The 24,936-nt window shown below is 46.5% G+C and carries 23 protein-coding genes; 6 read left to right on the top strand and 17 right to left on the bottom strand.

What is annotated here, in order from left to right:
- Positions 1–55: 55 nt before the first annotated feature.
- The 6 genes from KXD37_RS01315 to zapA all read right to left on the bottom strand — a co-directional run bounded on the left by KXD37_RS01315 (position 56) and on the right by zapA (position 7,305).
- On the bottom strand, positions 56–1,738 hold the full coding sequence (locus KXD37_RS01315) for an AMP-binding protein (protein ID WP_106022183.1): 1,683 nt from the start codon (positions 1,736–1,738) through the stop codon (positions 56–58).
- Between the two features lie 187 nt (positions 1,739–1,925).
- Positions 1,926–2,330 carry a DUF350 domain-containing protein gene (locus KXD37_RS01310; protein ID WP_010335217.1) on the bottom strand — a complete coding sequence of 135 codons (405 nt, stop codon included), beginning with the start codon at positions 2,328–2,330 and terminating at the stop codon, positions 1,926–1,928.
- A gap of 14 nt (positions 2,331–2,344) precedes the next feature.
- On the bottom strand, positions 2,345–4,702 hold the full coding sequence (locus tag KXD37_RS01305; protein WP_024122407.1) for an endonuclease MutS2: 2,358 nt from the start codon (positions 4,700–4,702) through the stop codon (positions 2,345–2,347).
- 20 nt (positions 4,703–4,722) lie between these two features.
- Positions 4,723–6,435 (bottom strand): DNA polymerase/3'-5' exonuclease PolX, encoded by a 1,713-nt coding sequence (gene polX / locus KXD37_RS01300; RefSeq protein ID WP_106020221.1) that lies wholly within the window; start codon positions 6,433–6,435, stop codon positions 4,723–4,725.
- 72 nt (positions 6,436–6,507) lie between these two features.
- Positions 6,508–7,041: a CvpA family protein gene (locus KXD37_RS01295; protein ID WP_024122409.1), complete on the bottom strand. Its 534-nt coding sequence runs from the start codon at positions 7,039–7,041 to the stop codon at positions 6,508–6,510.
- Positions 7,042–7,047: 6 nt separating this feature from the next.
- Complete coding sequence (gene zapA, locus KXD37_RS01290; RefSeq protein WP_024122410.1) at positions 7,048–7,305, bottom strand: cell division protein ZapA; 258 nt, start codon at positions 7,303–7,305, stop codon at positions 7,048–7,050.
- Between the two features lie 133 nt (positions 7,306–7,438).
- On the opposite strand from zapA, the gene rnhC reads away from it, so the two are divergent.
- On the top strand, positions 7,439–8,380 hold the full coding sequence (rnhC, locus tag KXD37_RS01285) for a ribonuclease HIII (protein WP_095714259.1): 942 nt from the start codon (positions 7,439–7,441) through the stop codon (positions 8,378–8,380).
- A gap of 35 nt (positions 8,381–8,415) precedes the next feature.
- Here rnhC and pheT read toward each other — a convergent pair whose 3' ends face one another.
- Both pheT and pheS read right to left on the bottom strand, forming a co-directional pair.
- A complete protein-coding gene (gene pheT, locus KXD37_RS01280) occupies positions 8,416–10,830 on the bottom strand; it encodes a phenylalanine--tRNA ligase subunit beta (RefSeq protein WP_254517818.1) in 2,415 nt (804 codons plus the stop codon).
- A gap of 15 nt (positions 10,831–10,845) precedes the next feature.
- A complete protein-coding gene (gene pheS, locus KXD37_RS01275) occupies positions 10,846–11,880 on the bottom strand; it encodes a phenylalanine--tRNA ligase subunit alpha (RefSeq protein ID WP_059335559.1) in 1,035 nt (344 codons plus the stop codon).
- A gap of 83 nt (positions 11,881–11,963) precedes the next feature.
- Here pheS and KXD37_RS01270 point away from each other — a divergent pair, with 83 nt between their 5' ends.
- The gene (locus KXD37_RS01270) at positions 11,964–12,212 is read left to right on the top strand and encodes a hypothetical protein (RefSeq protein WP_081638352.1); all 249 of its coding nucleotides are present in this window, start codon (positions 11,964–11,966) and stop codon (positions 12,210–12,212) included.
- A gap of 24 nt (positions 12,213–12,236) precedes the next feature.
- Here the strand turns inward: KXD37_RS01270 and KXD37_RS01265 are convergent, their stop codons facing one another.
- Positions 12,237–12,983, bottom strand: a complete 747-nt coding sequence (locus tag KXD37_RS01265) for a TrmH family RNA methyltransferase (protein ID WP_263463212.1) — start codon at positions 12,981–12,983, stop codon at positions 12,237–12,239.
- A gap of 120 nt (positions 12,984–13,103) precedes the next feature.
- Between KXD37_RS01265 and sspI the strand changes: the two genes are divergently transcribed.
- The 4 genes from sspI (at position 13,104) to KXD37_RS01245 (ending at position 17,342) form a co-directional block, all read left to right on the top strand.
- Complete coding sequence (gene sspI / locus KXD37_RS01260) at positions 13,104–13,319, top strand: small acid-soluble spore protein SspI (protein WP_010335228.1); 216 nt, start codon at positions 13,104–13,106, stop codon at positions 13,317–13,319.
- A 69-nt stretch (positions 13,320–13,388) separates the two neighbouring features.
- Positions 13,389–14,495, top strand: a complete 1,107-nt coding sequence (locus tag KXD37_RS01255) for a CdaR family transcriptional regulator (protein WP_263463211.1) — start codon at positions 13,389–13,391, stop codon at positions 14,493–14,495.
- A 103-nt stretch (positions 14,496–14,598) separates the two neighbouring features.
- Positions 14,599–16,011 (top strand): glycolate oxidase subunit GlcD, encoded by a 1,413-nt coding sequence (gene glcD, locus KXD37_RS01250; protein ID WP_263463210.1) that lies wholly within the window; start codon positions 14,599–14,601, stop codon positions 16,009–16,011.
- Positions 16,008–17,342 (top strand): (Fe-S)-binding protein, encoded by a 1,335-nt coding sequence (locus KXD37_RS01245; protein ID WP_255004750.1) that lies wholly within the window; start codon positions 16,008–16,010, stop codon positions 17,340–17,342. Before glcD ends, KXD37_RS01245 begins: the two co-directional genes overlap by 4 nt.
- A 37-nt stretch (positions 17,343–17,379) precedes the next feature.
- Here the strand turns inward: KXD37_RS01245 and KXD37_RS01240 are convergent, their stop codons facing one another.
- The 8 genes from KXD37_RS01240 to KXD37_RS01205 form a co-directional block, all read right to left on the bottom strand.
- Positions 17,380–17,763: a VOC family protein gene (locus tag KXD37_RS01240; RefSeq protein ID WP_044153993.1), complete on the bottom strand. Its 384-nt coding sequence runs from the start codon at positions 17,761–17,763 to the stop codon at positions 17,380–17,382.
- A 33-nt stretch (positions 17,764–17,796) separates the two neighbouring features.
- Positions 17,797–19,593, bottom strand: a complete 1,797-nt coding sequence (gene cstA, locus KXD37_RS01235) for a carbon starvation protein CstA (RefSeq protein ID WP_255004749.1) — start codon at positions 19,591–19,593, stop codon at positions 17,797–17,799.
- A gap of 111 nt (positions 19,594–19,704) precedes the next feature.
- Positions 19,705–20,595 (bottom strand): DUF4097 family beta strand repeat-containing protein, encoded by an 891-nt coding sequence (locus tag KXD37_RS01230; RefSeq protein ID WP_127696669.1) that lies wholly within the window; start codon positions 20,593–20,595, stop codon positions 19,705–19,707.
- On the bottom strand, positions 20,592–21,146 hold the full coding sequence (locus KXD37_RS01225) for an HAAS signaling domain-containing protein (protein WP_099043322.1): 555 nt from the start codon (positions 21,144–21,146) through the stop codon (positions 20,592–20,594). The genes KXD37_RS01230 and KXD37_RS01225 overlap by 4 nt, the downstream gene beginning before the upstream one ends.
- On the bottom strand, positions 21,143–21,469 hold the full coding sequence (locus tag KXD37_RS01220) for a PadR family transcriptional regulator (RefSeq protein WP_024122421.1): 327 nt from the start codon (positions 21,467–21,469) through the stop codon (positions 21,143–21,145). Before KXD37_RS01220 ends, KXD37_RS01225 begins: the two co-directional genes overlap by 4 nt.
- Positions 21,470–21,619: 150 nt before the next feature.
- The gene (gene abfA / locus KXD37_RS01215; protein ID WP_095714250.1) at positions 21,620–23,122 is read right to left on the bottom strand and encodes an alpha-L-arabinofuranosidase AbfA; all 1,503 of its coding nucleotides are present in this window, start codon (positions 23,120–23,122) and stop codon (positions 21,620–21,622) included.
- A gap of 18 nt (positions 23,123–23,140) precedes the next feature.
- Positions 23,141–23,986 (bottom strand): arabinose ABC transporter permease AraQ, encoded by an 846-nt coding sequence (gene araQ / locus KXD37_RS01210; protein WP_255004748.1) that lies wholly within the window; start codon positions 23,984–23,986, stop codon positions 23,141–23,143.
- Entirely contained in the window at positions 23,987–24,928 is a 942-nt protein-coding gene (locus tag KXD37_RS01205; RefSeq protein ID WP_010335239.1) for a carbohydrate ABC transporter permease, read from the bottom strand.
- Positions 24,929–24,936: the final 8 nt, after the last annotated feature.

Genomic DNA, 24,936 nt, shown 5'->3' with positions numbered 1-24,936 from the left:
ATTTTCCGGTTTGTCAAGTTTATTCATAAATGTTCTCTTTTTCTGGCTCTATTTGTTACTTGATATGATGATTTTCGGTTTCTTCTTCAAGTAAACGCCTTCTTAAAATTTTCCCAACCGCTGTTTTCGGAAGCTCTTTTCTGAATTCATAGGCTTTCGGCACTTTATAGGGTGCGAGACGGGCTCTGGCGAAAGCGTCCAGTTCTGCTGCGTCGGCTTGTGCGCCTTTCTTTAACACGACAAACGCTTTTACCGTTTCCCCTCTGTACGAATCAGGCACGCCTGCAACGACAATTTCCTGAATCGCTTCATGTTCGTACAGCGCTTCTTCAACTTCCCGCGGGTAAATATTATAGCCGCCTGCGATAATGATGTCCTTCTTCCGGTCGGCAATATAGAAAAATCCATCTTCATCCATATAGCCCATGTCTCCGGTAAAAAGCCACCCGTCCCTTAAGACAGCAGCCGTTTCCTCCGGCTTGTTCCAGTACCCCTTCATGACCTGCGGGCCTTTTACGACGATCTCACCATGCTCATACGGAGCGGCAAAATGGCCAGTCTCTTCAGAGTAAATGGCTGCGTCTGTATTAGGCCAGGGACAGCCGATACTGCCGGGTTTGTTTTTTCCCCAAATAAAATTAGCGTGTGTCACCGGAGATGCCTCGGATAAACCATATCCCTCCACAAGCTTTCCGCCAGTCAGCTTTTCAAATTGCTGCTTCACCTCGACAGGAAGAGCGGCTGAGCCGCTGAGGCAGCTTTTAATGGATGACAGATCGTATTGCTGTAATTGGGGATGATGCAAGAGGCCAATGTAAATCGTCGGCGCGCCGGGAAACAGTGTCGGTTTTTGTTTATCGATGATTTTGAGCGTTTGCAGCGGATCGAACTTGGGAAGCAGGATCATTTCAAATCCTAGTTTAATCGTATAATTCATCACTGCCGTCAGCCCATAGACGTGAAAAAATGGGACAATGCCAAGCACTTTTTCATCGCCTTCTTTTACGTTGTACATCCAAGCCGCACACATTTCGGTATTGGCTAAAATATTTCTGTGCGTGAGCATGACTCCTTTGGGCGCTCCCGTCGTACCTCCAGTGTATTGCAGAACGGCGATATCATGTTCAGGGTCAATGTCCGGAATTGTGATCAGTTCTGTTTTTTCCCGCTTCATGCTCGAAGCAAAGGTATGAATATTGTCGTTTTCATCATAGTCAATGTGCACTTTTTGTTTTTGCGTAAGCGGATAGAGAATATTTTTTGGAAACGGCAAATAGTCTTTTATACTCGTCACCAAAATCTGATTTACGATTGATAACGTTTTCATTTTTATTGCCTTCGGGAAAAGCAAATCCAAGGTGATGATCATCCTGGCCTCTGCGTCTCTCAGCTGATATTCGAGCTCATGCTCGGTGTAGAGCGGGTTTGTCTGCACCACGATACCGCCGGCAAACAGCACCCCGTAATAGGAAATGATAGATTGCGGGCAGTTGGGCAGCATGACAGCCACTCTGTCTCCTTTTTGCAGGCCATTTTGCTGCAGAAAAGATGCGAGTTTAAGAGCATCCGTCAAAATGTCATGAAAGGTGAGTTTCTTTCCGAAAAAAGATACGGCTGTTTTGTCAGGGAATCGTGCGGCGGAGTCTGTCAGGATGGATTGCAGGGTTTGGTTCGGCAACGGAAGCTCATGCGGGATTTCGTCGGGATACTCAGCAAGCCACGGCTTTTGAGACTGCATAAAACCTCCCCTTTCGATTTTAGAGTTCACCCTATTATTATAGCAGATGGACGGCAAAAAAAAGAAAAAGAAAGGAAAATCTTTCTTTTTCTCATCATACGAACAAATAAATAAGACCAATCAACAAAAAGATTCCCGCCGCGGCGAGCAGTATTTTTGCAAGCTTTTCCATCTATTCTCCGTCCCCTTATATTCCGGCTGCCACAACAAATGAGAGCCCGACAGAAATGACAAATGAAATAAAGCCGACAGCCCGGTTATCATTTTCAATTTCTTGATCAATTTTAAACCGCGGTGTCAAAAACTCAAAAATGAAGTAGCTGATCAAAAGCATAACAAACCCGTACACACCCCAGCCGATCATTTGCAGCAGAGAATTGTGCTGAGAGATGGAGTGCTGGAACACATTTGCTATCCCTAAAATTTTCCCGCCTGTTGCCATTGCCACAGCGAGATTTCCATTTTGAATCTCTTCCCAGTTTTTATAAGCTGTCACCAGCTCAAACACAGTCAAAAAGAGGACGAGGCAGAGAACCGCGACACTGTAATACGCCGCGATTTCCACAAGCTCGTTTTCCCAAAAATCACTCATGGCCATACTCCCTTTTATTTTAGTTCAACAATTGTAACGCCTGATCCTCCCTCACCAGCTTCACCGAAACGGGAGTTTTTAACGCTGCGGTGATTTTTCAGGAGATCCTGCACGCCTTTTCTTAAAGCGCCGGTACCTTTGCCGTGGATAATGGACACTCTTGGATATCCCGCTAACACCGCGTCATCCAAGTATTTTTCAACACGGCTGAGGGCATTTTCATAGCGCTCGCCGCGAAGATCAAGTTCAAGCGATACGTGGTAATCTTTGCCCTTAACCGCCGTAATGAGTTTTTCTTTTTTTGGTTCCGGAGCCGATTTGATAAATTCCAAGTCTTTTTCTTTCACTTTCATTTTTAAAATGCCGATTTGAACATTCCATTCATTGCCGCCGGTTTTTTCAAGCAATGTTCCTTTCTGCCCGAAAGTAAGGACTTTTACTTCATCCCCCGGCTTCAAGACGCGTTTTTGCGTTTTCGGTTTTTCCGGTTTTTTGGACTTTTCAAAGGTCGGCATAGCGCCTTCTAACCGTTTCTTCGCGTTAATCAGCTCGTGATCCTTGAAGGACTTGTGTTCTTCTTTAATCGAGCGTAATTCGTGAATGATGTCTTCAGCTTCTTTTGTGGCCGCTTTAACTTTTTCAGCCGCCTGCTGTTCGGCCTCTTCCATCAATTTGTCTTTTTTGCTGTTGAGTTCGATGATTTGCTGCTGCAGCTCTTTATGCAGCTTTTCGGCTTCTTTTCTGAACGCCTCTGTTTCCGAAAGCTCTTCTTCCGCCCGTTTTTTGCTTCGTTCAAGAGACGCAATCATCGTATCGACCTCATTATGCTCGGCCGTCATTTCTGATTTCGCCTGCCCGATAATATGGTCCGGAAGCCCGAGCCGTTTAGAAATTTCAAAGGCGTTGCTTCGTCCCGGCACACCGATTAAGAGCTTATAGGTTGGTGAAAGGGTCTCAATGTCAAATTCGACACTGGCGTTCATGACGCCTTCTCTGTTATAGCCATACGCCTTTAACTCAGGATAATGCGTCGTCGCTAATACTCTGGCATTGGTGCGGTGGACTTCATCCAAGATGCTCATGGCGAGTGCCGCGCCTTCTTGCGGGTCTGTACCCGCTCCCAGTTCATCAAAGAGCACAAGGCTGTTTTCGTTGACTTGTCTTAAAATGCCGACAATGTTCACCATATGGGAAGAAAATGTACTTAAGCTTTGCTCGATCGACTGTTCATCGCCGATATCAGCGAACACATGCTCAAATACAGCGGCTTCCGATCCTTCATCTGCCGGAATATGAAGACCCGATTGCGCCATTAAGGTCAACAGCCCCAGTGTTTTTAAAGTAACTGTTTTCCCCCCGGTATTCGGTCCTGTAATCACGATGGTTGAAAAATCGCCGCCCAGCTCGATGTCATTGGCGACCACCTGATCAGGCGGAAGCAATGGATGGCGCGCTTTTTTCAGACGGACAAATCCGCTGTCATTCATGGTCGGTTTTGTAGCTTTGACCGCTTTTGCGTATTTCGCTTTTGCAAAAATGAAGTCAAGCGTCTGCAGGACTTGCAAATCTTGAAAAAGCTCCTCTGTGTGCTCCGCCGTATGCTCTGTCAGCACGCGTAAAATCCGTTCAATTTCTTGCTTTTCTTTCACTTTCGCCTGCTGAAGCGAGTTGTTCATATCTACAATCGCCTGCGGTTCAATGAACAGAGTCGCGCCAGAAGAAGAGGTGTCATGCACAATGCCTCCGTAGCTTGATCTGTACTCTTGTTTGACCGGGATAACAAAGCGGTCATTTCGGATTGTAACAATCGTATCAGACAGCATTTTCGAAGCAGAGGAGGAACGCAGAATGGACTCTAACCGGTCTCTGATTCTCGATTCGAGCGTTCTGAGCTGCGTGCGGATTCCTCTTAACGTTTCTGACGCGTGATCTAGCACTTCGCCGTGATCATCTATGCAGGAATTAATTTCTCGTTCTATATCGGGCAGTGTAATGAGCTGTTCAGTATATTGCTGCATCAGCGGAATGTCGACTCCGTCTTCAGCCATTTGTCCGAGAAAGTGTTTCATTTGTTTGACTGCGTAAAGCAGTCCTGATATTTCAGTGAATTCCGAGGGACTGAGAACGCTGCCGATTTCCGCCCGTCTTAATGCCCCTCTGATATCGGTAAGGCCGCCAAACGGTGCCTGGCCTCGCAGCCGGATGATCGCAGAGGCTTCATCTACCTCATCCAGCTGTTTTTTGATTTCGTCAATCGAAGCAGAAGGCTTTAGCTGGAGAAGCATTTCTTTTCCGAGCGATGAAGCGGCGTGCTCGATTACCTGTTCTTTCACTTTATGGAATTCAAGAGATGATAATACTTTTTGCTGCACGGTTGTGTGAGCCTCCTTACTTAATCGTTGCGCTTCAGGAATGCCTGTACATCTTCAAGCGACCGGGCATTCAGGACGTTTTTACTTTCCGTCCAGCCTTTGCGCGCGGCAGTAACGCCGGTTTTCATATCGTTTAACATCTCGATGTTATGGGCATCGGTATTAATGACCAATGTAACTCCTTGTTCATTTGCTTTTATTAAATGCTCTGTCCGCAGGTCGAGACGCGCAGGGTTAGAGTTGAGTTCAAGCGCCGTATTTGTTTTCTTCGCGAGCTCAATCAGTTTGTCGATATCGATTTCGTAACCGGCACGTCTGCCGATGAGGCGTCCGGTCGGATGTGCGATAATGTCAACATGCTTGTTGGTCAGTGCCGTCTCAAGCCGCTTCATAATGACGTGCTCCGGCTGATTAAAGCTTGAATGGATGGATGCAATGACAAGATCCATTTCCGCCAGCACATCGTCATCATAATCAAGTGTGCCGTCAGGAAGAATATCCATCTCAACGCCTTTAAAAATACGGAAGTTCTCAAACTCAGCATTCAGCGCGTCAATTTCTTTCGCCTGCTGCTTGAGCCTTTCAGCAGTCAGCCCGTTGGCGACCTTTAAATATTGCGAGTGATCAGTGATAGCCATGTACTGATAGCCTTTTTTCATGCATGCTTCAGCCATTTCCCTGATCGAAAAGGCGCCATCGCTCCATGTGGAGTGCATGTGGAGATCGCCTTTGATTTGATCGTGCTCTATGAGTTCAATGCTGTCGTTGTAGGTTTCCACCTCTTGCCCGCTTTCACGGAGTTCCGGCGGGATCAGCGGCAAGCCGAAGTGTGCGTAAAATTCCCGTTCACTCGGGAAGGTTTTGATTTCTCCTGTTTCAACCGTCTCGACGCCGTACTCACTGATCCGTTCACCGCGTTCTTTTGCAATTTGCCGCATTTTGATATTGTGGTCCTTCGATCCCGTAAAATGATGAAGAGTTGTCGGGAATTGTTCTTCCGTCACGAGACGGAAATCGACACTTGTTTCATATTCAAAAGAAAGAATGACCGATACCTTCGTGTCCCCGCTGGCAATGACGCTTTTGATGTTTGGCAGCGCAAGCAGCTGCTCTCTTACTTCAGCGGGATGATCCGTCGCAATAATATAATCCAGATCTTTGACGGTTTCGCGTGCTCTGCGGAGACTTCCGGCACGGGAATATTTGATGATGTCTGTCAATTGAGAAAGATGCTCTTCAATTTCCCGCGCGACCCGGAGCGCATAGCCGATCGGAAAACGTTCAGGCTGTTTTCCGGCTTCTCCGAGCGCCTGTAATATTTTTTCTTCGGATTTCTTGCCGAATCCCGCAAGCCCTTGGACTTTCTGCTGTTCGCAGGCTTCCTTCAATGATTCTGCATCATGTACGCCAAGCTCTTTATACAGCTTTGCGATTTTTTTGCCGCCGAGCCCCGGGAGCTTCAATAAAGGCACCAGCCCTTCCGGCACCTCCTGCTGCAGTGATTCGAGCGTACTTGACTTTCCTTCATCTATATATTCTTTTATGACGCTGTACGTGCCTTTTCCGATACCGGACAGTGACATCATGTCGTCCATTTCTGATAAACTGCGGTCGTCCTGTTCCAAGGCTGCCGCTGCTTTTCGGAATGCGGAAACTTTAAACGGGTTGTCCCCTTTCAGTTCCATGTAGACTGCAATGGTTTCCAGCAGCCGGATAATATCTTTTTTATGCATAGAATAACCCCCAGACGTTCACATATGTTTCCATCATACTTGAAAAAAACTTCTCCGGACAAGAGAAGTTTTTTATCCTCCGTATTGCGTCCAAAGCTCCTGTAAAAGCCCTGACAAATACGGTGTATGGTTGATCATGACATTTGCGAGAGACGATTGCCCCATCATTTGCTGTAAGCCGTCTATCGGAAGTACGGAAGCAACATACAGCAGCACAAATGTAAATAAATAGACTTCCAGAAAACCGAGAACGGCACCGAGCATTTGGTTGATTTGTTTAATCACAGGAATGCCCGCTACAATACTTAGGAATGAGCCGATGATTCTCAGTAAGATTTTAGCGATAATAAATAGAACGACAAACGCAATCGCATTATAGTAGGCTGCTTCCAGATTTCCCGAGAAAAAAGAAAACGCCGGCTGTCCCGCTGAAAAATCGGGCGCGGGAATCCACTTCAAATGCGGTGCGACATTTTTATAGAATAAAGACGCAAACGCGATCGAAAGAATAAAGCTCGTCAAGCGGATAAACTGGAGGATAAAACCGCGTTTTAATCCCAGTAAAGTCCCCATCAGGAGCAAGATTAAGATGATGATATCTAGCATAGTTGTTCAATCCTTTTCTTTAAGCTGACGCTCCAGTTTTTCATATTGCTCTTTTAATTTCACATAGTCATGCACCACATTTACCGCTGTCAGCACTGCAAGTTTATTTATATCAAGATATGGATTTTTTTGATTAATTTCTCTCATTTTATCATCAACAATTCCGGCCACATATCTCATATGGGCTCTGCTTTCTTCACCGATCATAGTGAAGTGCTGGCCGTAAATGTCAACGGTTGTTTTCGTTTTTTTGCCGTCAGACAACGTTTCTCCTCCATTCCGTGAGAATCCTAGTTCCTATCATAACACGTTTATTAAATGAATGGAAAGACGAGCCTCCCGCTGTTATGATACACTGGTAGATACAGTGAATCGTGTAAAAAAAGGAGATTATTACGTGTCCCATTCTGTGATAAAAGTACCAATGTCTGCTATTGACCAAATGAAAACAGCGTATAACAGTTCACTTACTGCATCTGTGCCGCAGGGTGCCATTTTCCAGGCAAAACCGGCAGGCTGTACCATTACAGCTTATAAGTCAGGGAAGGTATTGTTTCAGGGCAAAAACGCAGAGGCAGAATCTGCCCGCTGGGGAACTGCTGAGCCGCAGGAAAAGAAAAAAACGGCAAAAAAGCCGGCTGATTCACGCTACGCCCCTCCAACAGACATCGCAGGCATGTCTGTCATCGGCTCTGATGAGGTTGGAACCGGAGATTACTTTGGCCCAATGACGGTTGTCTGCGCATACGTTGACAAAACAAAGCTTTCTTTAATGAAGGAACTCGGTGTGAAGGATTCTAAACACCTAAAGGACCCGCAAATCATTGAGATCGCCCGAAGCCTGATCAAAACCATTCCGTACAGCCTGCTCGTTTTAAAAAACGAAAAGTACAACAGCATGCAGGAACGAGGCATGAGTCAGGGAAAAATGAAAGCTCTCTTGCATAATCAGGCCATAACCCATCTTTTGCGAAAAATGGACGGAGTAAAACCTGAGGCGATTCTGATCGACCAATTCGCCGAGCCCGGCGTCTACTACAACCATTTAAAGGGAAGAGACATTGTACAGGAGCGCACCTATTTCAGCACAAAAGCCGAAGGCATTCACCTGTCAGTGGCTGCTGCATCGATTATTGCGAGATATTCCTTTTTAATGGAAATGGATAAGCTTTCGCGTGAGGCGGGAATGACACTGCCGAAAGGGGCCGGCCCTCATGTAGATGAAGCGGCCGCCAAACTGATTCTCAAAAAAGGGTTATCCGCTCTCCGAACCTTTACAAAACTCCATTTTGCCAATACGCAGAAAGCGCAGCGCCTGGCGGATAAAAAACGTTCATAGAAAAAGCTTGCAGATGTTCTCTGCAAGCTTTTTTATTAGCCTCTCAATACGGCCTGATAAGTGTTTTCCAACGCTTTCAGGACTTTGTCGTGCGCTTTTGTCACTTCTTCTTCAGTCAGCGTTTGCTCCGGATTTACATATTGGAGTGAAAAAGCGACTGACTTTTTGCCTTCCTCCATATGTTCGCCTTCGTAGACGTCAAAGACGGTTACTTCTTTCAGAAGCTTGCCGCCCGCCTCTTTAATGACGCTCTCGAGCTGGCCGCTTGTCACTGATTTATCTGTCACAAGCGCGATATCACGTGTCACAGACGGATATTTCGGAATCGCCGTGTACACGAGCGGCGCCGTGTCTGCTGTAAGCAGCGTGTGAAGATCAAGTTCGAACACGTACGTTTCTTTAATATCCAGTTCTTTTTCCAGTGAAGGATGGACTTGGCCAATAAAGCCGATAAGAGAGCCGTTTAAAAGAATGTTCGCAGTTCTGCCCGGGTGCAGCTGTTTTCTTTCTGATTGCACAAATTCAATGCTGCCCAGGACGTTCAGTTTATCTAACAGCCCTTCAACAATTCCTTTTGCGACAAAGAAATCGACCGGTTTTTTCTCGCCCTGCCACAGATGCTTGCGCCATAAACCGGTTACCGCTCCTGCCACGCGCTCCGTTTCAACAGGTTTTGTATCCTCTTCCTTCGTCAGGAAAACGGAACCGACTTCGTACAATGCAACCGAATCAGTTTGTCTTGCCAGGTTGTAAGAAACGGATTCAAGCAGATTCGGAACAAGGCTGTGTCTGAGAATGCTTCTTTCTTCACTCATCGGAAGCGCAAGGACAGTGTTAAATGATTTTTCAATCGCAAATGCCGCCGCTTTTTTCTCGTTTGTTAATGAGTAGGTAATCGCTTGTGACAAGCCGGCTCCTTCAAGGAAACGTCTGACTTTACGGCGTTTTGCCTGGTAAGGCGTCAATCCGCCTGTTGTTCCCGCTGTTTCAGGAAGTGTGGACGGAATGTTGTCGTAGCCGTACAATCTTGCTGCTTCTTCAATCAAATCCTCTTCGATGCGAATGTCACCGCGGCGTGACGGAACAGTCACAACGAGCAAGTCATTTGCTTCTCCGACAGTAAAGCCAAGACGCTTATAAATGCTGATCAGTTCTTCTTTGCTGATCGTCATGCCGAGAACGCTGTTCACCTTGTCAGCCGATACATGAACGTTATTCGCTTCGATTGTGAGATGGTCTTCTTCAACAGTTCCGGCAAGCACTTCACCGCCGGCATACAGGTGGATCAGCTGTGCCGCTCGTTCTGCCGCAAGACGAACACGCGCAGGATCAATGCCTTTTTCGAATCTTGCACTCGATTCACTTCTCAAACCAAGATCTTTTGAAGCCTTGCGAACCGTCTGCCCGTTGAAGAACGCAGCTTCAAGCAAAATCGTTGTTGTGTCTTCCCGAACTTCTGATTCTGCTCCTCCCATAACACCAGCAACGGCTTGTGCTTTCGACCCGTTTGTAATGACAAGGTGATCAGCAGACAGTTTTCGTTCCTGATCGTCGAGTGTTAAGATTGTTTCATTTTCAACAGCTTTTCTGACTACGACTTCCTTAGAGCCAAATCTGTCATAATCAAACGCGTGAAGCGGCTGTCCGTACTCCAATAAAACAAAGTTTGTGATATCCACGACGTTGTTATGCGGTCGAATGCCTGCATTCATCAGTTTCGTCTGCATCCAAAGCGGTGACGGAGCAATTTTTACGTTTTTAATGATTTTTGCTGTATACAGCGGATTTGCTTCCTGGTCTTCAACTTTGACAGAAATGTAGTCTGACGCTTGTTCTGAAGCGACTGGGTAATCCGTTTGCGGAAGCTTTACCTCTGTGTCTAAAATCGCTGCAACCTCATAAGCAACACCAAGCATGTTCATCGCATCGGCGCGGTTCGGTGTTAAACCGAGCTCTAAGACAGCATCGTCAAGCTGTAAAGCAGCTAACGCATCACTTCCTGCTTCAACATCATTTGGGAAAACGAAAATGCCTTCCGCATATTCCTTCGCCACAAGCTTGCTCTCAATACCGAGCTCTTGTAAAGAACAAATCATGCCGTTTGATTCTTCACCGCGAAGCTTGGCTTTTTTGATTTTGAAATTGCCCGGCAGCACCGCTCCGACTGTAGCGACTGCAACTTTTTGCCCTTTATCCACGTTTGGCGCGCCGCAAATGATTTGGACGGGTGCCTCAGCTCCGATATCTACAAGGCACTTATTCAGCTTATCGGCGTTTGGATGCTGTTCGCGCTCCAGCACATGGCCGATGACAACGCCTTTAATGCCTTCTCCTTTATACTCAATTCCTTCAACTTCAATACCGGCTCTTGTTATTTTCTCAGCAAGAACAGCCGGATCCATGCCTTTTAAATCAACATAATCCTCTAACCATTTATAAGAAACAAACATTCTAGCATCCTCCTCTTACGCCTGTTTAAACTGCGAAATAAATCTGACATCGTTTGTATAGAAGTGGCGGATATCATCGATGCCGTATTTCAGCATCGCGATGCGCTCAACACCCATTCCGAACGCAAAGCCCTGATATTCCTTCGGATCAAAACCGGCCATTTCCAGCACATTCGGGTGAACCATGCCGGCGCCGAGGATTTCAATCCAGCCTGTTCCTTTACATACAGAGCAGCCGTTTCCTCCGCACTTAAAGCACGTTACGTCTACTTCTACTGAAGGCTCGGTAAACGGGAAGAAGCTTGGGCGAAGTCTGATTTCACGGTCTTGCCCGAACATTTTTTTCGCAACCAGTTCAAGGGTTCCTTTTAAATCACTCATGCTGATGTTTTTATCAACAACAAGCCCTTCAATCTGCATAAATTGGTGAGAGTGCGTCGCGTCATCATTATCGCGGCGGTATACTTTTCCGGGACAAATGATTTTAACAGGCCCTTTGCCTTTGTGCTTTTCCATCGTCCGCGTCTGAACAGGAGAGGTTTGCGTTCTCATCAGCATTTCCTCTGTGATGTAAAAGCTGTCCTGCATATCGCGGGCAGGGTGTTCTTTCGGCAGGTTGAGCGCTTCGAAGTTGTAGTAGTCCGTCTCGACCTCAGGGCCTTCTTCAACGGTATAGCCCATGCCGATAAATAGATCTTCAATTTCTTCAATGACAACAGTGAGCGGATGGCGTCCGCCGATTGCGACAGGATTACCCGGGAGTGTGACGTCAATTGTCTGTCCCGCAAGCTTCTGTTTCATTTCTTCTTCCTCAAGCTTTTCGTTTTTAGCTGCAATCGCATTGGCGATTCGTTCTCTTACCTCATTGGCAAGAGCGCCCATTTTCGGACGCTCCTCCGCAGAAAGCTTGCCCATTCCGCGCAGCACTTCTGTGATCGGCCCTTTTTTTCCGAGATATTGAACCCGAATATCATTGACAACCTTCAATGAGCTTGCCGCTTCTACTTGATCTAAAGCTTCTTGTTCCAGCTGTTTTAGCTTTTCTTCCATTTTGCATCCTCCTTTTATGTAAACAAACCGTTATATGTCTCTAAAAAACAAAAAAACCCGCCCCTTATAGGACAAGGGACGAGTTGTGGCCGCGGTACCACCCTTATTTCAGACAGACTGATGCTGTCGTCAGCTTCATTGACATAACGGAATCAGATTCCGGTTCACCTTTACGCGCAAGGTGCGCGGTCCCGGTGACAACTCGAGAGGTGAAACCAATTTCTGGCTGCTTTAAAAATGCTCTCAGTCTGCGGCATTTTCTCCCTGGAAGGCAGTTGATCAGAAATCGAGATCCTCTGTCACGGTTTTTCAAATATTATGTTCTATTATAGTGAAATACTCCGCTCGGCGCAACACTATCCTCGCAAGTGGTACATCAGGATAGCCGCCGCAATTGCAACGTTCAGTGATTCAGCCTGCCCGTACAGCGGGACGTACAGGTTTAAATCTGTTTTTTCCAGCAATCCGGTATCCACCCCTGCCCCTTCATTTCCGACGATTAAAGCAAATGAACCGGATGGTGAGATGTCCTGGTAAGGCGCCCCGTTTTGCAGTGCTGTGCCGTACACTTTTACGCCCTCTGCTTTTAATTCATCCACGTATGATTGTAAATTTCTTCTCACAACAGGAATGTGAAAATGGGAGCCTTGCGCGGATCGCAGCGTTTTTCCGTTAAACGCATCCGCCGTGCCGTCACCGAGCACAACCGCATCCAAACCGGCTGCGTCCGCCGTGCGAATCATCGTGCCGAGATTCCCCGGATCTTGAACAGCGTCAATCAGCAGCACACGTTTAGGCGGCGCGAGATGTTCTTCCGGCATATTGCAAACAGCGGCGATCCGCTGCGGTGTTTCCGTTTCTGTAACAGCTGAAAACGCGTCTTCGCTCAGCACGTAGCACTGGATGCCCATATCAAGATTCGGCGGGATGTCCGCTTCATCCTTGACAAGAATTTCTTTCACCGCGCCCGGGCTCTTTAAGGCTTCTTCAACAAGATGTTCTCCTTCAATCAAATAGGTATTCGTTTTTGTTCGGTCTTTTTTTGTGTGAAGTTTTTTCCAATCCTTCACTTTTTGGTTTTTTGCCGATTCTATTTGTTTCACTGTCTGTGTGGCTCTCCTTTTTTTAACATGATGTTATTATATCGCAAGAACAGCACATAATAAACCGGGTGCAGGGTTAGAATATACGTATTACATTTTTAGAAAAAAGGAGCGCTTCATATGGATCTTAATTTACGTCATGCCGTCATTGCCAATGTAACCGGCAATGATCAGGAGCAGCTTGAACACACAATTGTGGACGCGATTCAAAGCGGTGAAGAAAAAATGCTTCCGGGACTCGGCGTTTTGTTTGAAGTCATTTGGCAGCACGCATCTGAGAGTGAGAAACAAGAAATGTTAAAGACGCTGGAAGGCGGATTAAAACCTGCCCAATAGCACATCAAAACCGGGTGACAGCGCCCGGTTTTTTTCTTATATAATAAAAACATGAGGGGGATCGCCGCCATGTTTTTACAACCGCTGTTAGCGAAAAAAATCATTGCCGAAGTGAAAAAAATGTACGAACGTGAAGTCATTATTGTCAGCACAGACGGCCTCATTATCGCAAGCACAAATGATGAGCGAGTCGGGCTATTTCATGAAGGAGCGCTCATCTGCGCGAAAGAGAAACGCAATGTGATCATTACAAAAGAAGATGAAAAGAGACTCAAAGGGGTAAAGGCGGGGTTAAACCTCCCCGTATTTTCTGAGCGTGATGTCATCGCCGTGTTCGGACTGACGGGAGAACCTGCTGAGATTCAGCCGTACGGGGAGCTGCTCAGGAAAATGACAGAGCTGTTCATTAAAGAATCGTGGCATCTGGAGCAGACCCAGTGGCGCGAGAGAATGCTGGAATCCTTTATGATCGACTGGCTGCAATTAAAAGAATGGTCTCCGGGTTTTCTCGAAAAAGCGCAGCTTCTTGGCGTTGACCTTACCTCCCTCCGCCAGATGATCCTCATTCAAGGGCACGAATGGTCTCCCGGCGATATTGATCAAATGACACGCGCCTGGAAACCAGTGTTTCCATCCGATCTATTCATCAGATGGGGAAATGAACGTATTCTGATTAATCACGAAGTGCCGAAACATGAACAAAAGGAGCAGCTTTTGCGGCAAATTCAGCTTATTTGTTCATTGGCTGAACGCCTCGGAAACAGCCGTGCAGCTGCCGGCGTTGGGAGGGCTGTCAGCGGCTCCGGCCTGCCGCAGTCATACGAACAGGCAGAAAAAGCGCTAGCCGTCAGCCTTAAACGCAAAACCGCCGTATGCGAGGAAGACCTGAAGCTTGATATGTGCCTGACTGAGATCAGCCCGGGTACCCGACATGAATTTCCGCAAAGAGTGTTTCAGGAAGCGCTCCGGAACGAAGAGCTTATGAATACGATACGAACTCTCTTCCATTACGATTTGTCCCTGAAAAAAACGGCTGAAGAGATGCATATTCATATCAATACGCTCCGCTATCGCCTGTCAAAGGCTGAACAGCTGACGGGTTTAAGTTTTCAGCGTACAGAGGACATCGTCACGATGTATGTCGCGCTTTACTTTTTAGGTCAAGATACAAAATAGAGAGAGTTTCAGTTTCATTTTTTGTATGTCCCTACATGGAAAGCTTTGCTTTTTTTCTTTTACAATAGATTGAAAGCGTTTTTTGATAGGGGGATGGGTGAACATGATCACCAAAGATGTAAAAGAACAGCTGATCCAAATCGTCGGACCGGAAAACTATGATGACTCGAAAGCCGGCCGTCTCGTGTATTCATATGACGCGACACCGCAATTTCAGTCTATGCCGGATGCAGTGATTGCGCCGAGAGATGCACATGAAGTATCACGTATTTTAAACATTTGCAGTGAGCACCGTGTACCGATTGTTCCGAGAGGATCGGGGACAAACCTGTGCGGGGGCACGTGCCCTACTGAAGGCGGGCTTGTTCTTCTCTTTAAGCATATGAATCAGATTCTTGAGATTGATGAAGAAAATTTGACGGCCACAGTCCAGCCTGGCGTTATTACCTTGGATATAATTCGTGCGGTTGAAAGCAAGGGGTTGTTCTATCCGCCTGATCCGAGTTCTATGAAAATATCAACCATCGGAGGAAACATCAACGAAAATTCCGGCGGTCTCCGCGGCTTAAAATACGGCGTCACCCGTGACTACGTCATCGGGCTGGAGGTTGTTTTGGCAAACGGAGATATGATCCGCACTGGGGGAAAACTTGCAAAGGATGTAGCCGGGTATGATCTCACGCGCCTTTTTGTCGGCTCAGAAGGGACACTCGGCATTGTGACAGAAGCGATTCTCAAACTCGTGCCGAAGCCAGAAACAAAGAAGACGCTGCTCGCCCTTTATGAAAATATTGATGCCGCTGCTCAAACAGTGTCAGCCATTATTGCCGAAAAAATTATACCGGCTACACTTGAATTTCTCGATCAGCCTACCCTTTTGGTGATTGAGGATTATGCCAAGATCGGCCTTCCGACAAATGCGAAAGCGGTTCTTTTGATCGAACAGGACGGGACAGCTGAGACCGTGGCTCGTGACACGGAAAAAATTGAGGCAATTTGCAAAAAAGGCGCTGCCGTCTCCGTTCAAACTGCACAAACAGATGAGGAAGCATTCGCCCTCACTGAAGCCCGGCGTTCAGCGCTTTCTGCACTTGCCCGTTTAAAGCCGACCACCATTTTGGAGGATGCGACTGTACCGCGGTCAGAAATCGCAAATATGGTAAAAGCCATTAATGACATTGCCGCGAAATACGATATTTCGATCTGCACCTTTGGCCATGCCGGGGATGGAAACCTTCATCCGACATGCACGACAGACATAAGAAATAAAGATGAAATGGAGCGAGTCGAACAGGCTTTTGCCGAGATTTTTGAAAAAGCGATTGAGCTTGGCGGCACGATTACCGGGGAGCACGGAGTCGGTGCCATGAAAGCGCCTTACTTGGAAATGAAGCTGAAAAAAGAAGGCATCGCCGCAATGAAAGCAATGAAAGCGGCATTTGATCCAAAAAATATCTTAAACCCGGGCAAAGTGTTTGCGAAAGATGCCGGAAAACGTGTGGTGACGGAAAGATGACAACAGAAAAAGAAATGAAACAGATCCAACATGAGTTTAAAGAGCGTATGGATGAAAGCGAACTTTTGAATTGTATGCGCTGCGGTTTCTGTCTGCCTTCTTGCCCAACCTATATCGAATCCGGTTTTCAGGAATCTCACTCGCCGCGCGGGCGAATCGCCTTAATGAAAGCAGTCGCCGACGGTGTGATTGAACCGGATGAAGATGTCGAGCGTTCACTGTCTCTTTGCCTCGGCTGCCGCGCGTGTGAACCGGTATGCCCATCAGGCGTTAAATACGGACAGCTGCTGGAGGAAGCAAGAGATATTATCCACCAAAATAAAAAACACTCGCTCAGCGCGCGTGTTATGAGAAAAGCGGCTTTTCAGGAGCTCTTTCCGCATCAAAACCGCATGCGTTCGGCTGTGAGTCTCATTGGGTTGTACCAGCGGTCAGGGCTGCAGACGGCTGTGCGAAAAACCGGCATGCTCCGCATTCTGCCTGAGCATTTGCGCACGATGGAAGCCGTTCTTCCGGATGTGCCTAAACGTGAAGAAATGAAGCATCGGCCGCGTTTACTGCCGGCGGTCGGCCCAGCTAAAAAAAGGGTTGCTTTTTTTTCAGGCTGTTTAATGGATACGATGTTTTTGCCGACAAACAATGCCACGCTGAAACTGCTGCAGCTGGCAGGCTGTGAAATTGTCATCCCGCCTGAGCAGGCATGCTGCGGCGCACTGCATGGACACAGTGGCGAAAAAAATACGGGAAAAGAGCTTGCGAAACAAAACATCGCCGTGTTTGAAGCGCTAGACGTAGATGCTGTCATTACAAACGCGGGCGGATGCGGAGCCTTTCTCACTGAATACGGCCATTTGCTGAAGGATGATCCCGAGTGGTCGGAGCGGGCTGTTTCATTTGTGCAGAAGCTAAAAGATTTTTCATCGGTTTTGATTGAGCTTGATTTTCACCAAAAAGACTTGGAGCTTGAAACACCTAAGCTGATTACCTATCAAGATTCATGCCACCTGAGAAATGTAATGCATACATCTTCGGAGCCCAGAAAGCTTCTTCAAAGCATCAAGGGAGCTGAATTCAAAGAAATGGATAAAGCGGACAGCTGCTGCGGATCAGCGGGAATTTACAATATTGTTGAAGCAGACATGTCAATGAAAATACTGGACAGTAAAATGGCTGCTGTCAAAGCAACTGAAGCAGCGGTCATTGTAACCGCCAATCCAGGATGTCTTTTGCAGATGAAGCTCGGCATTGAACGAGAGGGGTTAAACGGCAGGGTCCGAGCTGTTCACCTTGCTGATTTGCTATTGGAAGCCGCCGGATCGCTAACATCATAAGAAAGCCCAAAACAATTTCTGTTTTGGGCTTTGTGCTTTATTCCATCGGACTGCAAATTTCAATATAATGTCCATCAGGATCGGCGATATAAGCGACCGTCTGTCCCCATGGCTTCACTTTAGGCTCCCCGATAATGGTTATGCCGTGTTCTCTTACTTTTTTGATGACCGCTTCTACACTTTCAGTGACAAACCCGATTTCAAATGTTTGTGAAGAAACGGGTGTTTCCGGTATATCTAACGGCGTCATTTCCTTGACACTTTCTCGTGTATTGAGCGCCAAAATGGTGGAGCCGGTATCAAACTCTACATATGTGCCGTGTTCCGCGCGGATCGGCAGCCCCAAAATATGCTGATAAAAATGAATCGAGCGCTGGCTGTCCGATACATACAGGATGATATACTTCATTGATAAATTCATTTCTTTTCCTCCTTAAGGTTTCCATTTTTCCTTTTATCCCGGTATAGAGGCTTCCATTCTTAAGCTGGGATCTCTCCACATCTGCGCCCATTTTTTCACTGCCGCCACGATAATGATGAAGCCTAACAGCAGCATGATGATAGACAAAACGCCATTCAGGACACTGTAACCCGCAGCGTCTGGATTGAGATACACATAGCGCACCATCCAATAGCCCGCGTAATTCACAGTCACATATAAATAGGCGAGCGGAATGAGGCAGGTGAGGATGTAACGGCGTTTGTCGGCGATTTTCAGCACAATGGTTGCTCCGATAATCAGACCCACTGAAGCCATCAGCTGATTGGAAACGCCAAACAGCGCCCAAATGGATCCGATATCACCTGAGTAAAGCAAATAGCCCCACATAAAGCAGGCAAGCGCACTGGCAAATACAGATCCGGGAATCCAGTCCGTTTTCTTCAGCGGCTTATACGCCTCTCCGAAGAAGTCCTGAATCAAATAGCGTGCCACACGCGTGCCGGCGTCGATTGCCGTTAAAATAAACACCGCTTCAAACATAATGACAAATTGGAAAAAGTATGAGGCCAGATGGCTGAAAAACGGAATTCCGGTAAAAATATAAGTCATTCCTACCGCAAGCGTGACGGCTCCCCCTGTTCTGCCTTCTAAGTCCAAACCGATTTCCCTGCTCAGTTCAGGCAAATGCACAACATCCATGCCGAGCGTACGGAAAACCTCAGGCGTGCTGTTGATCGCAAAGTAATCTGCAGGCTGCAAAGCAGTCGCCGCAATCAGCGCCATAATGCCGACAAGGCACTCAACAAGCATTGCACCGAAAGCAACCGGCTTCATATCACTCCATTTATTAAGCATTTTCGGCGTGGTGCCGGAACCGACAAAGGCATGGAACCCCGAGATCGCGCCGCAGGCTATTGTAATCGAGATGAATGGCCAGACAGGACCCGTAAGCACAGGCCCGCCGCCTTTTACAAACTCCGTAAAAGCCGGAAATGGAATGGACGGATTCACGACAAACACACCCGCAATTAAAGCGATAAACACACCGATTTTCATAAAACTGCTTAAATAATCGCGCGGTGCGAGCAGCAGCCAGACCGGCAGCGCCGCTGCAAAAAAAGCGTAAATCGGCAACGCGATTGCAAGCGTTTTCGTATCAAGGGTTAACAGATCACCAAATGCGGTAGTCTGCACCCAAGGCCCGATAAACACTCCGGCCATTAAAAATAGAAAACCGATAGAAGACGCCAGCTTTAAATTCCCTGTTTTCTTATAAAACAAGCCGACACCCATCGCAATCGGAATCGTAATCCCTACAGCAAATGTCCCCCACGGATTCCGTTCAAGCGCGTGCAGCACAACCATCGACAGGCCTGCCATCGTAATGGTAATAATAAACAGCATGGACAGTCCCGTACAAAAGCCGGCAACAGGACCAAGCTCATCCTTCGCCACTTCCGACAGCGACTTTCCGTTTTGACGCATTGACGCGAACAGCACAACAATATCATGGACGGCTCCCCCTATCACCGCCCCGATTAACAGCCATAATAATCCCGGCAAATAACCGAACTGCGCCGCGAGAATCGGTCCGACCAGCGGCCCGGCCGCCGCAATGGCCGCGAAATGATGACCGAATGAGACCCATTTATTCGTAGGCACATAGTCTTTTCCATCCTCAAGCGCATGTGCAGGCGTTGGCTTTTCATCATTCACTTTGAGAACCTTCACCATCATAAATGTTCCGTATAAACGATAGGCGATAGCCAATATACACATTGACGCTATCACAATTGTAACCGCATTCATTTCTCCCCAACCCCTTTGCTGTTTTTCATAAATATATCATAATTTCAGAGCAAAAAGCGGTCATTTTTTCCTATTCAAAAAAGCCGGCTGGAGTGGGCCGGCTTGAGGCAGTTAGTTTAGTTCAATGTCTCCAGAGGTTGTACGAACTTTTAAATGGTTAGAGGGGCTATTACCTACATAACCTACAACACGGTGCTCTGTCTTTTCTTTATACAGGATGTGGTCGAGATTGACCGCAGCATCACCTGAGTCAGCCTGAAAATCCACTGCCAAAGATGCAGGTTCTTTCTGATACCCTACTGACACACTTCCGCTCGTAGTGACGATGTCGACCTCTTCGTTCTGATGATCCTGAAGAAGATCAATATCCCCGGAAGTTGTCTTATAGTTCACCTTTTCAGCTGTTGTGTGGCTGCTTTTTATTGATCCGCTTGTTGTCTTTACCTCACCTTGGCCGAATGAATTTTGATCAGCTTGAACATCTCCGCTCGTTGTTTTTAGCGTCAGCTCGTTTTCGATGCGTGTATGCTTCAGCTCAATATTTCCTGATGTAGAGTCAGCAGCTGATTGATCCGTTTGCGCATTTTCTATCAGAATATCACCAGAGGTTGTCGTTACGGTTATCTCATCATACTTCTTTTTCGGAATCGTGATTGTGATTTTCATATCCTTTTCGCTGCCCCACGGTATAAAAGAGATGATATTCTCGCGTGCTATTTGATTGATTGTTAATGATTTGCCATCTTGGGTCACATCGAACAGCTTTTTGCTTTTATCACTGACTTGTCCTTCAGCAGCTACCTGAATATCATCCGTTTGCCCGCTTTTGACCTCTGCATTCATCGAGCTCGTTGCTACCTCAATTTTTTTAATATCTGCAGGATCATAAGTTTCGGCAGCTTTCACCTCTTCATTTGTAAAATCCGAGGCAGCTGCAGAGATGACAGCTCCGATTACCCCGACTGCAAATACTGCGATCAATCCTATTATGATTTTTTTCATGTCTGCGCCCCCGTCACCAGCTTTAAATTATATCTGATATATCGTAAACTCACGCTATACAGCAGCTTTCCTATATGCCACAGCCCTATACAAGATAGCAGTCCCAGACTGCCAAACATGAGTGATAAAAAGAACTCCAGCATCATGTGCGTATTCATTTGAAACATCACCATGCCGACAAACATAATTGGTGATACAGAGAGTGCAAGCGCTGCCCCGCAGAAACCTACGTACACTCCAAAAATGCCAATAGCTGGTCCCAGCACAAAAATCAAATTCAAGATGCTTATCGCTGCTGCTGAACATGCCATCTGGAAGAGGTTCTTCTTAGGGCGCTGCACTGCTGGAGCAGTTTCCGTCACATCTGGCACCAATTCCTTTGCAATTTGTTTTGGGGAGCCGAGTTCCCTGATAATGTTCGCTTCCGGCCTGCCTTCTTTCATCCCTTCGGTAATATGTTCCTCAAAATCAAATAAGATCTCATTCCGCTCTTCTTCAGAAAGCGGCTTTAACGCTTTACTTAACTCCTGTAAAAACTGTTCTTGGTTCATCGTTCTCCTCCCCTTGCCGCATCAATGATTTGGTTGACGGATGCTGTGAACTGATCCCATTCTGCCAGCAGCAATTTCATTCGCATGACACCAAGCTTTGACAACGTGTAATATTTTCTGGCAGGCCCTTCGGAAGACGGAGCCATATATGTTTCTAAATACTCCTCTTTCGTCAGTCTTCTTAGAAGAGGATATAAGGTGCCTTCAGCAATAGCCATATACCGGGAAATGTTTTGAGACAGCTCATATCCGTATTGGTCTTTTTCAGCAATACATACAAGCACACATAACTCTAATGCTCCCTTTTTAAATTGAGCATTCATGATCAAATCCTCCCTGCGGCCCGTAATTTTGTTTATATTTTCCACCATCCCTCACATGGTAACATCCACTACTGAACATTACAAGGTACTGAATCATATTTACTAAGAAAAAATAAAAAACCGGAGACAGATCTCCGGCTCATGTTGCTATTATGATTGTTTTTGCAGACGGATCACATTCCATGAAAGCGGCGTGAAATGTGCAGTTAAGCCGTTTTCACTAACAGACGATGTTCCGTTGGAATGCGGGACGACATTTTTTCTGTTATGCTGGTTTGTCGCTTTGATGTCCTGATGCTCAAGTACGATGTGCTCTGCGATTTGATACGATTCAAAGCCTCTGAGGGAAATTTCAGTTTCCATTTGATCTTCAGCTTTGTTCACCGCAAAAATCGTCAGTGTTTCTTCCTCTTCAGAATATACGACAGCGGCGTCAACATACGGCACATCAGTAAAATCAGAGCAGTCATACTTCGGTGAAGAAATAAGCGGTTGCAGCGACTCTCCTCTGCCGTAGACAGAAGCATGCATGTACGGATAGAAAATCGGCTGCCTCCATGCTTCTCCGCCTTTTTCCGTCATGATTGGCGCGATGACATTTACAAGCTGTGCAAGACACGCGATTTTCACACGGTCTGCGTGCTGCAGCATCGTAATGAGCAATGAGCCCACCAATAAGGCATCTTCAAAGTTATAAATATCTTCTAAAATAGGCCGCGCAGTAATCCACGGTTCTACTTTTTTATCAGCTTCATTTGAGTGATACCATACGTTCCATTCGTCCAGAGAGAGATTGATTGTTTTCTTGCTGCGTGTTTTTGCTTTTACATAATCACAGGTTGCAGCAACAGATTTAATAAAATGATCGAGATCCATGGAACGAGCCAGATAGTTTGGCAGATTGTTATCCCGGTTTCCGTAATACGTATGGAGAGAAATATAGTCGACATGCTCGTACGTATGCTCCAGCACCTTTGCTTCCCAATCGATAAACGTCGGCATGCCGCTGTTTGAGCTGCCGCAGGCAACAAGTTCAATTGATGGGTCAACCCATTTCATGACCTTTGCCGTCTCCGCTGCAAGCCGTCCGTATTCGTCAGCTGTTTTGTGGCCGATCTGCCACGGGCCATCCATTTCGTTACCCAGGCACCACGTTTTGATGCCGTACGGCTGCTCATAGCCATGTGATCTTCTCAAATCACTCCAGTAAGAGCCTTTCGGATGGTTGCAGTATTCTACGAGATTACGGGCAGCATCTATCCCTCTCGTGCCGAGGTTAACAGCCATATTGACTTCTGTGTTCACCTTTTTTGCCCAAGTTAAAAATTCATTCGTTCCCACTTCATTGGTTTCTGTCGTTTGCCATGCCAAGTCAAGGCGTCTCGGGCGGTTCTCAACAGGTCCGACGCCGTCCTCCCAATTATACCCTGATAAAAAGTTTCCGCCCGGATAGCGGATGATCGGAACCTGCAATTCCTTGATTAACGCCTGAACATCCTTGCGAAACCCGTTTTCATCAGCCTGAGGATGATCAGGTTCATATATGCCTTCGTATACAGCACGCCCCATATGCTCGATGAACGACCCGTAAATCCGTTTGTCGACTTCACCAATTTTATATTCTTTGTCCACAATCACTCTCGCTTTTTTCATTATACGTTTCCTCCTTCATTATCCTTTGACTCCGCCTACTGTCAGGCCGGAGATAAAGTACTTTTGGAAAAACAAGAAAATGATAATCACCGGCAAAATGGCAAATACTGAGCCGGATATGAGCATGTCATAGTTGTTTCCGTAAGGGCTAAGCAAGCTGGACAGCCCGATTGGAAGCGTAAACATTTCTTTCGACCGAAGCACAATCAAGGGCCATAAGAAGTTGTTCCAGCTGTTTAAAGACTGGAGAATAATCATCGCTCCGAATGCCGGTTTCATCAGAGGCGCCATAATTCTGAAAAAAATGCCAAATTCCGTACATCCGTCCATCCTTGCTGAATCCAGCAGATCTTTCGGAAGGCCGAGTGCATATTGCCGGAAAAAGAAAACAGCTACCGGCGAAACGATAAACGGCAAAATGACACCCGTATACGAATCGATCAAATGCAGTCCGACTGTAAGCTTAAACAACGGGAGCATCATCACTTCCAGCGGAACCATCATAATAATCAGCACAAGAACAAAGATGATATTTCTGCCTTTAAATTCATAAACCGCTAGCCCGTATCCGATCATCGACGAGAAAAACAGAGTAAGCACTGTCGTTAATAGACAGAGCACAAGGCTGTTAAAAAACCATTTAAAATAAATGCTGCCGCCGTTAAACAAAAATGTATAGTTATCAAGACTCATCACTTTTGGATCAATGTCAACATTCAGCCCCACCCGCAAAAGCTCAGATGACGGCTTTAATGATCCTAAAAGCAGACAGAAAATCGGGAAAATATACAACAGGCTCAGCATGATAAAAAATAAAGTAAGCGCGATTCTGTACACCCGAAACTGAGGACTGTGCTGCAACATTTACCCCTCCCCCTTAAACGAGCCTGACAGTTTTAATGAAATCAGGCTGACAACAAGTATGACAATCAAAAGGACAATGCCGATGGCCGCCCCGTATCCCATTTCATTGTAAGCAAGGCCCTGCTGATACAAATATCCGACAAGCGTCAGGCCGATATTACCCGGGGAATTATTTTGCCAAAGGACGTAGCTTTCCTCAAACATCCTGAACCCTCCAATGATGCTGATGGTTAAAACATAGACGGATACAGGCTTCAGAAACGGCAGCGTAATGTGCATAAATTTTTTCATCGTATTTGCTCCGTCAATATCAGCGGCTTCGTACAGCTCTTTCGGCACATTTTGCAGTCCGGCCAAAAAGTAAAGGATGTTAATTCCCATCCATCTCCACGAAGCAAGCAGCACCATCAAAAACATGCCGGTATGTTCATTGTTCATCCAGTTCTGCGGTGAAAAGCCGAGTTTCAATAAAATCGAATTGGCTAAAGATGTTTCCATCTCTCCAAAAATCAGCCGGAAAATGATTCCAGCCACAATGGTAGAAGTCAGTGCAGGTATAAATAACGCTGATTTGAAAATGTTTCTGAATTTGACCAGTTTCGAATTCAAGAATATGGCCAACAGCAATGGAACTGGAATCAGCACAATCAGCGTCCAAAACGTATATTCCAGCGTATTAAAAAGGGCGGTATAAAACGTCGGGTTGTTAAGAGCGGTGTAATTGGATAACCCGACAAACGTCACCTCTCCAGGCAATATTCTTTGAAAGCTCATGATGAAGACACTAATGATGGGGTATAGAAAAAAAACAAGAAAGGATAAAACAAATGGCGCTGTAAACAGATAAGGCGCCGCTTTTTTCGAATAAAAAATACCTCGCCAGCCTGATTCTTTCGCAGCCGAAGGAACGGGATGAGCCGTTCCCGTTTTCACAGGTTTCATGAGAACCT

The organism is Bacillus sp. XT-2, from assembly GCF_025696525.1.
Taxonomy (GTDB): Bacteria; Bacillota; Bacilli; order Bacillales; family Bacillaceae; genus Bacillus; species Bacillus halotolerans.
The sequence above is the reverse complement of the archived record's forward strand: the minus strand, read 5'-3'. Positions and strand labels throughout refer to the sequence as shown.

Bases quoted from the DNA above. Each gene is read 5' to 3' on its own strand.
- glcD (WP_263463210.1), top strand. From the start codon at position 14,599: ATGATCACCAAAGATGTAAAAGAACAGCTGATCCAAATCGTCGGACCG.
- KXD37_RS01315 (WP_106022183.1), bottom strand. From the start codon at position 1,738: ATGCAGTCTCAAAAGCCGTGGCTTGCTGAGTATCCCGACGAAATCCCG.
- KXD37_RS01220 (WP_024122421.1), bottom strand. From the start codon at position 21,469: ATGAATGCTCAATTTAAAAAGGGAGCATTAGAGTTATGTGTGCTTGTA.
- sspI (WP_010335228.1), top strand. From the start codon at position 13,104: ATGGATCTTAATTTACGTCATGCCGTCATTGCCAATGTAACCGGCAAT.
- cstA (WP_255004749.1), bottom strand. From the start codon at position 19,593: ATGAATGCGGTTACAATTGTGATAGCGTCAATGTGTATATTGGCTATC.
- pheT (WP_254517818.1), bottom strand. From the start codon at position 10,830: ATGTTTGTTTCTTATAAATGGTTAGAGGATTATGTTGATTTAAAAGGC.
- KXD37_RS01230 (WP_127696669.1), bottom strand. From the start codon at position 20,595: ATGAAAAAAATCATAATAGGATTGATCGCAGTATTTGCAGTCGGGGTA.
- KXD37_RS01310 (WP_010335217.1), bottom strand. From the start codon at position 2,330: ATGAGTGATTTTTGGGAAAACGAGCTTGTGGAAATCGCGGCGTATTAC.
- KXD37_RS01225 (WP_099043322.1), bottom strand. From the start codon at position 21,146: ATGAACCAAGAACAGTTTTTACAGGAGTTAAGTAAAGCGTTAAAGCCG.
- polX (WP_106020221.1), bottom strand. From the start codon at position 6,435: ATGCATAAAAAAGATATTATCCGGCTGCTGGAAACCATTGCAGTCTAC.
- KXD37_RS01255 (WP_263463211.1), top strand. From the start codon at position 13,389: ATGTTTTTACAACCGCTGTTAGCGAAAAAAATCATTGCCGAAGTGAAA.
- abfA (WP_095714250.1), bottom strand. From the start codon at position 23,122: ATGAAAAAAGCGAGAGTGATTGTGGACAAAGAATATAAAATTGGTGAA.
- KXD37_RS01240 (WP_044153993.1), bottom strand. From the start codon at position 17,763: ATGAATTTATCAATGAAGTATATCATCCTGTATGTATCGGACAGCCAG.
- KXD37_RS01245 (WP_255004750.1), top strand. From the start codon at position 16,008: ATGACAACAGAAAAAGAAATGAAACAGATCCAACATGAGTTTAAAGAG.
- araQ (WP_255004748.1), bottom strand. From the start codon at position 23,986: ATGTTGCAGCACAGTCCTCAGTTTCGGGTGTACAGAATCGCGCTTACT.
- KXD37_RS01205 (WP_010335239.1), bottom strand. From the start codon at position 24,928: ATGAAACCTGTGAAAACGGGAACGGCTCATCCCGTTCCTTCGGCTGCG.
- pheS (WP_059335559.1), bottom strand. From the start codon at position 11,880: ATGGAAGAAAAGCTAAAACAGCTGGAACAAGAAGCTTTAGATCAAGTA.
- KXD37_RS01295 (WP_024122409.1), bottom strand. From the start codon at position 7,041: ATGCTAGATATCATCATCTTAATCTTGCTCCTGATGGGGACTTTACTG.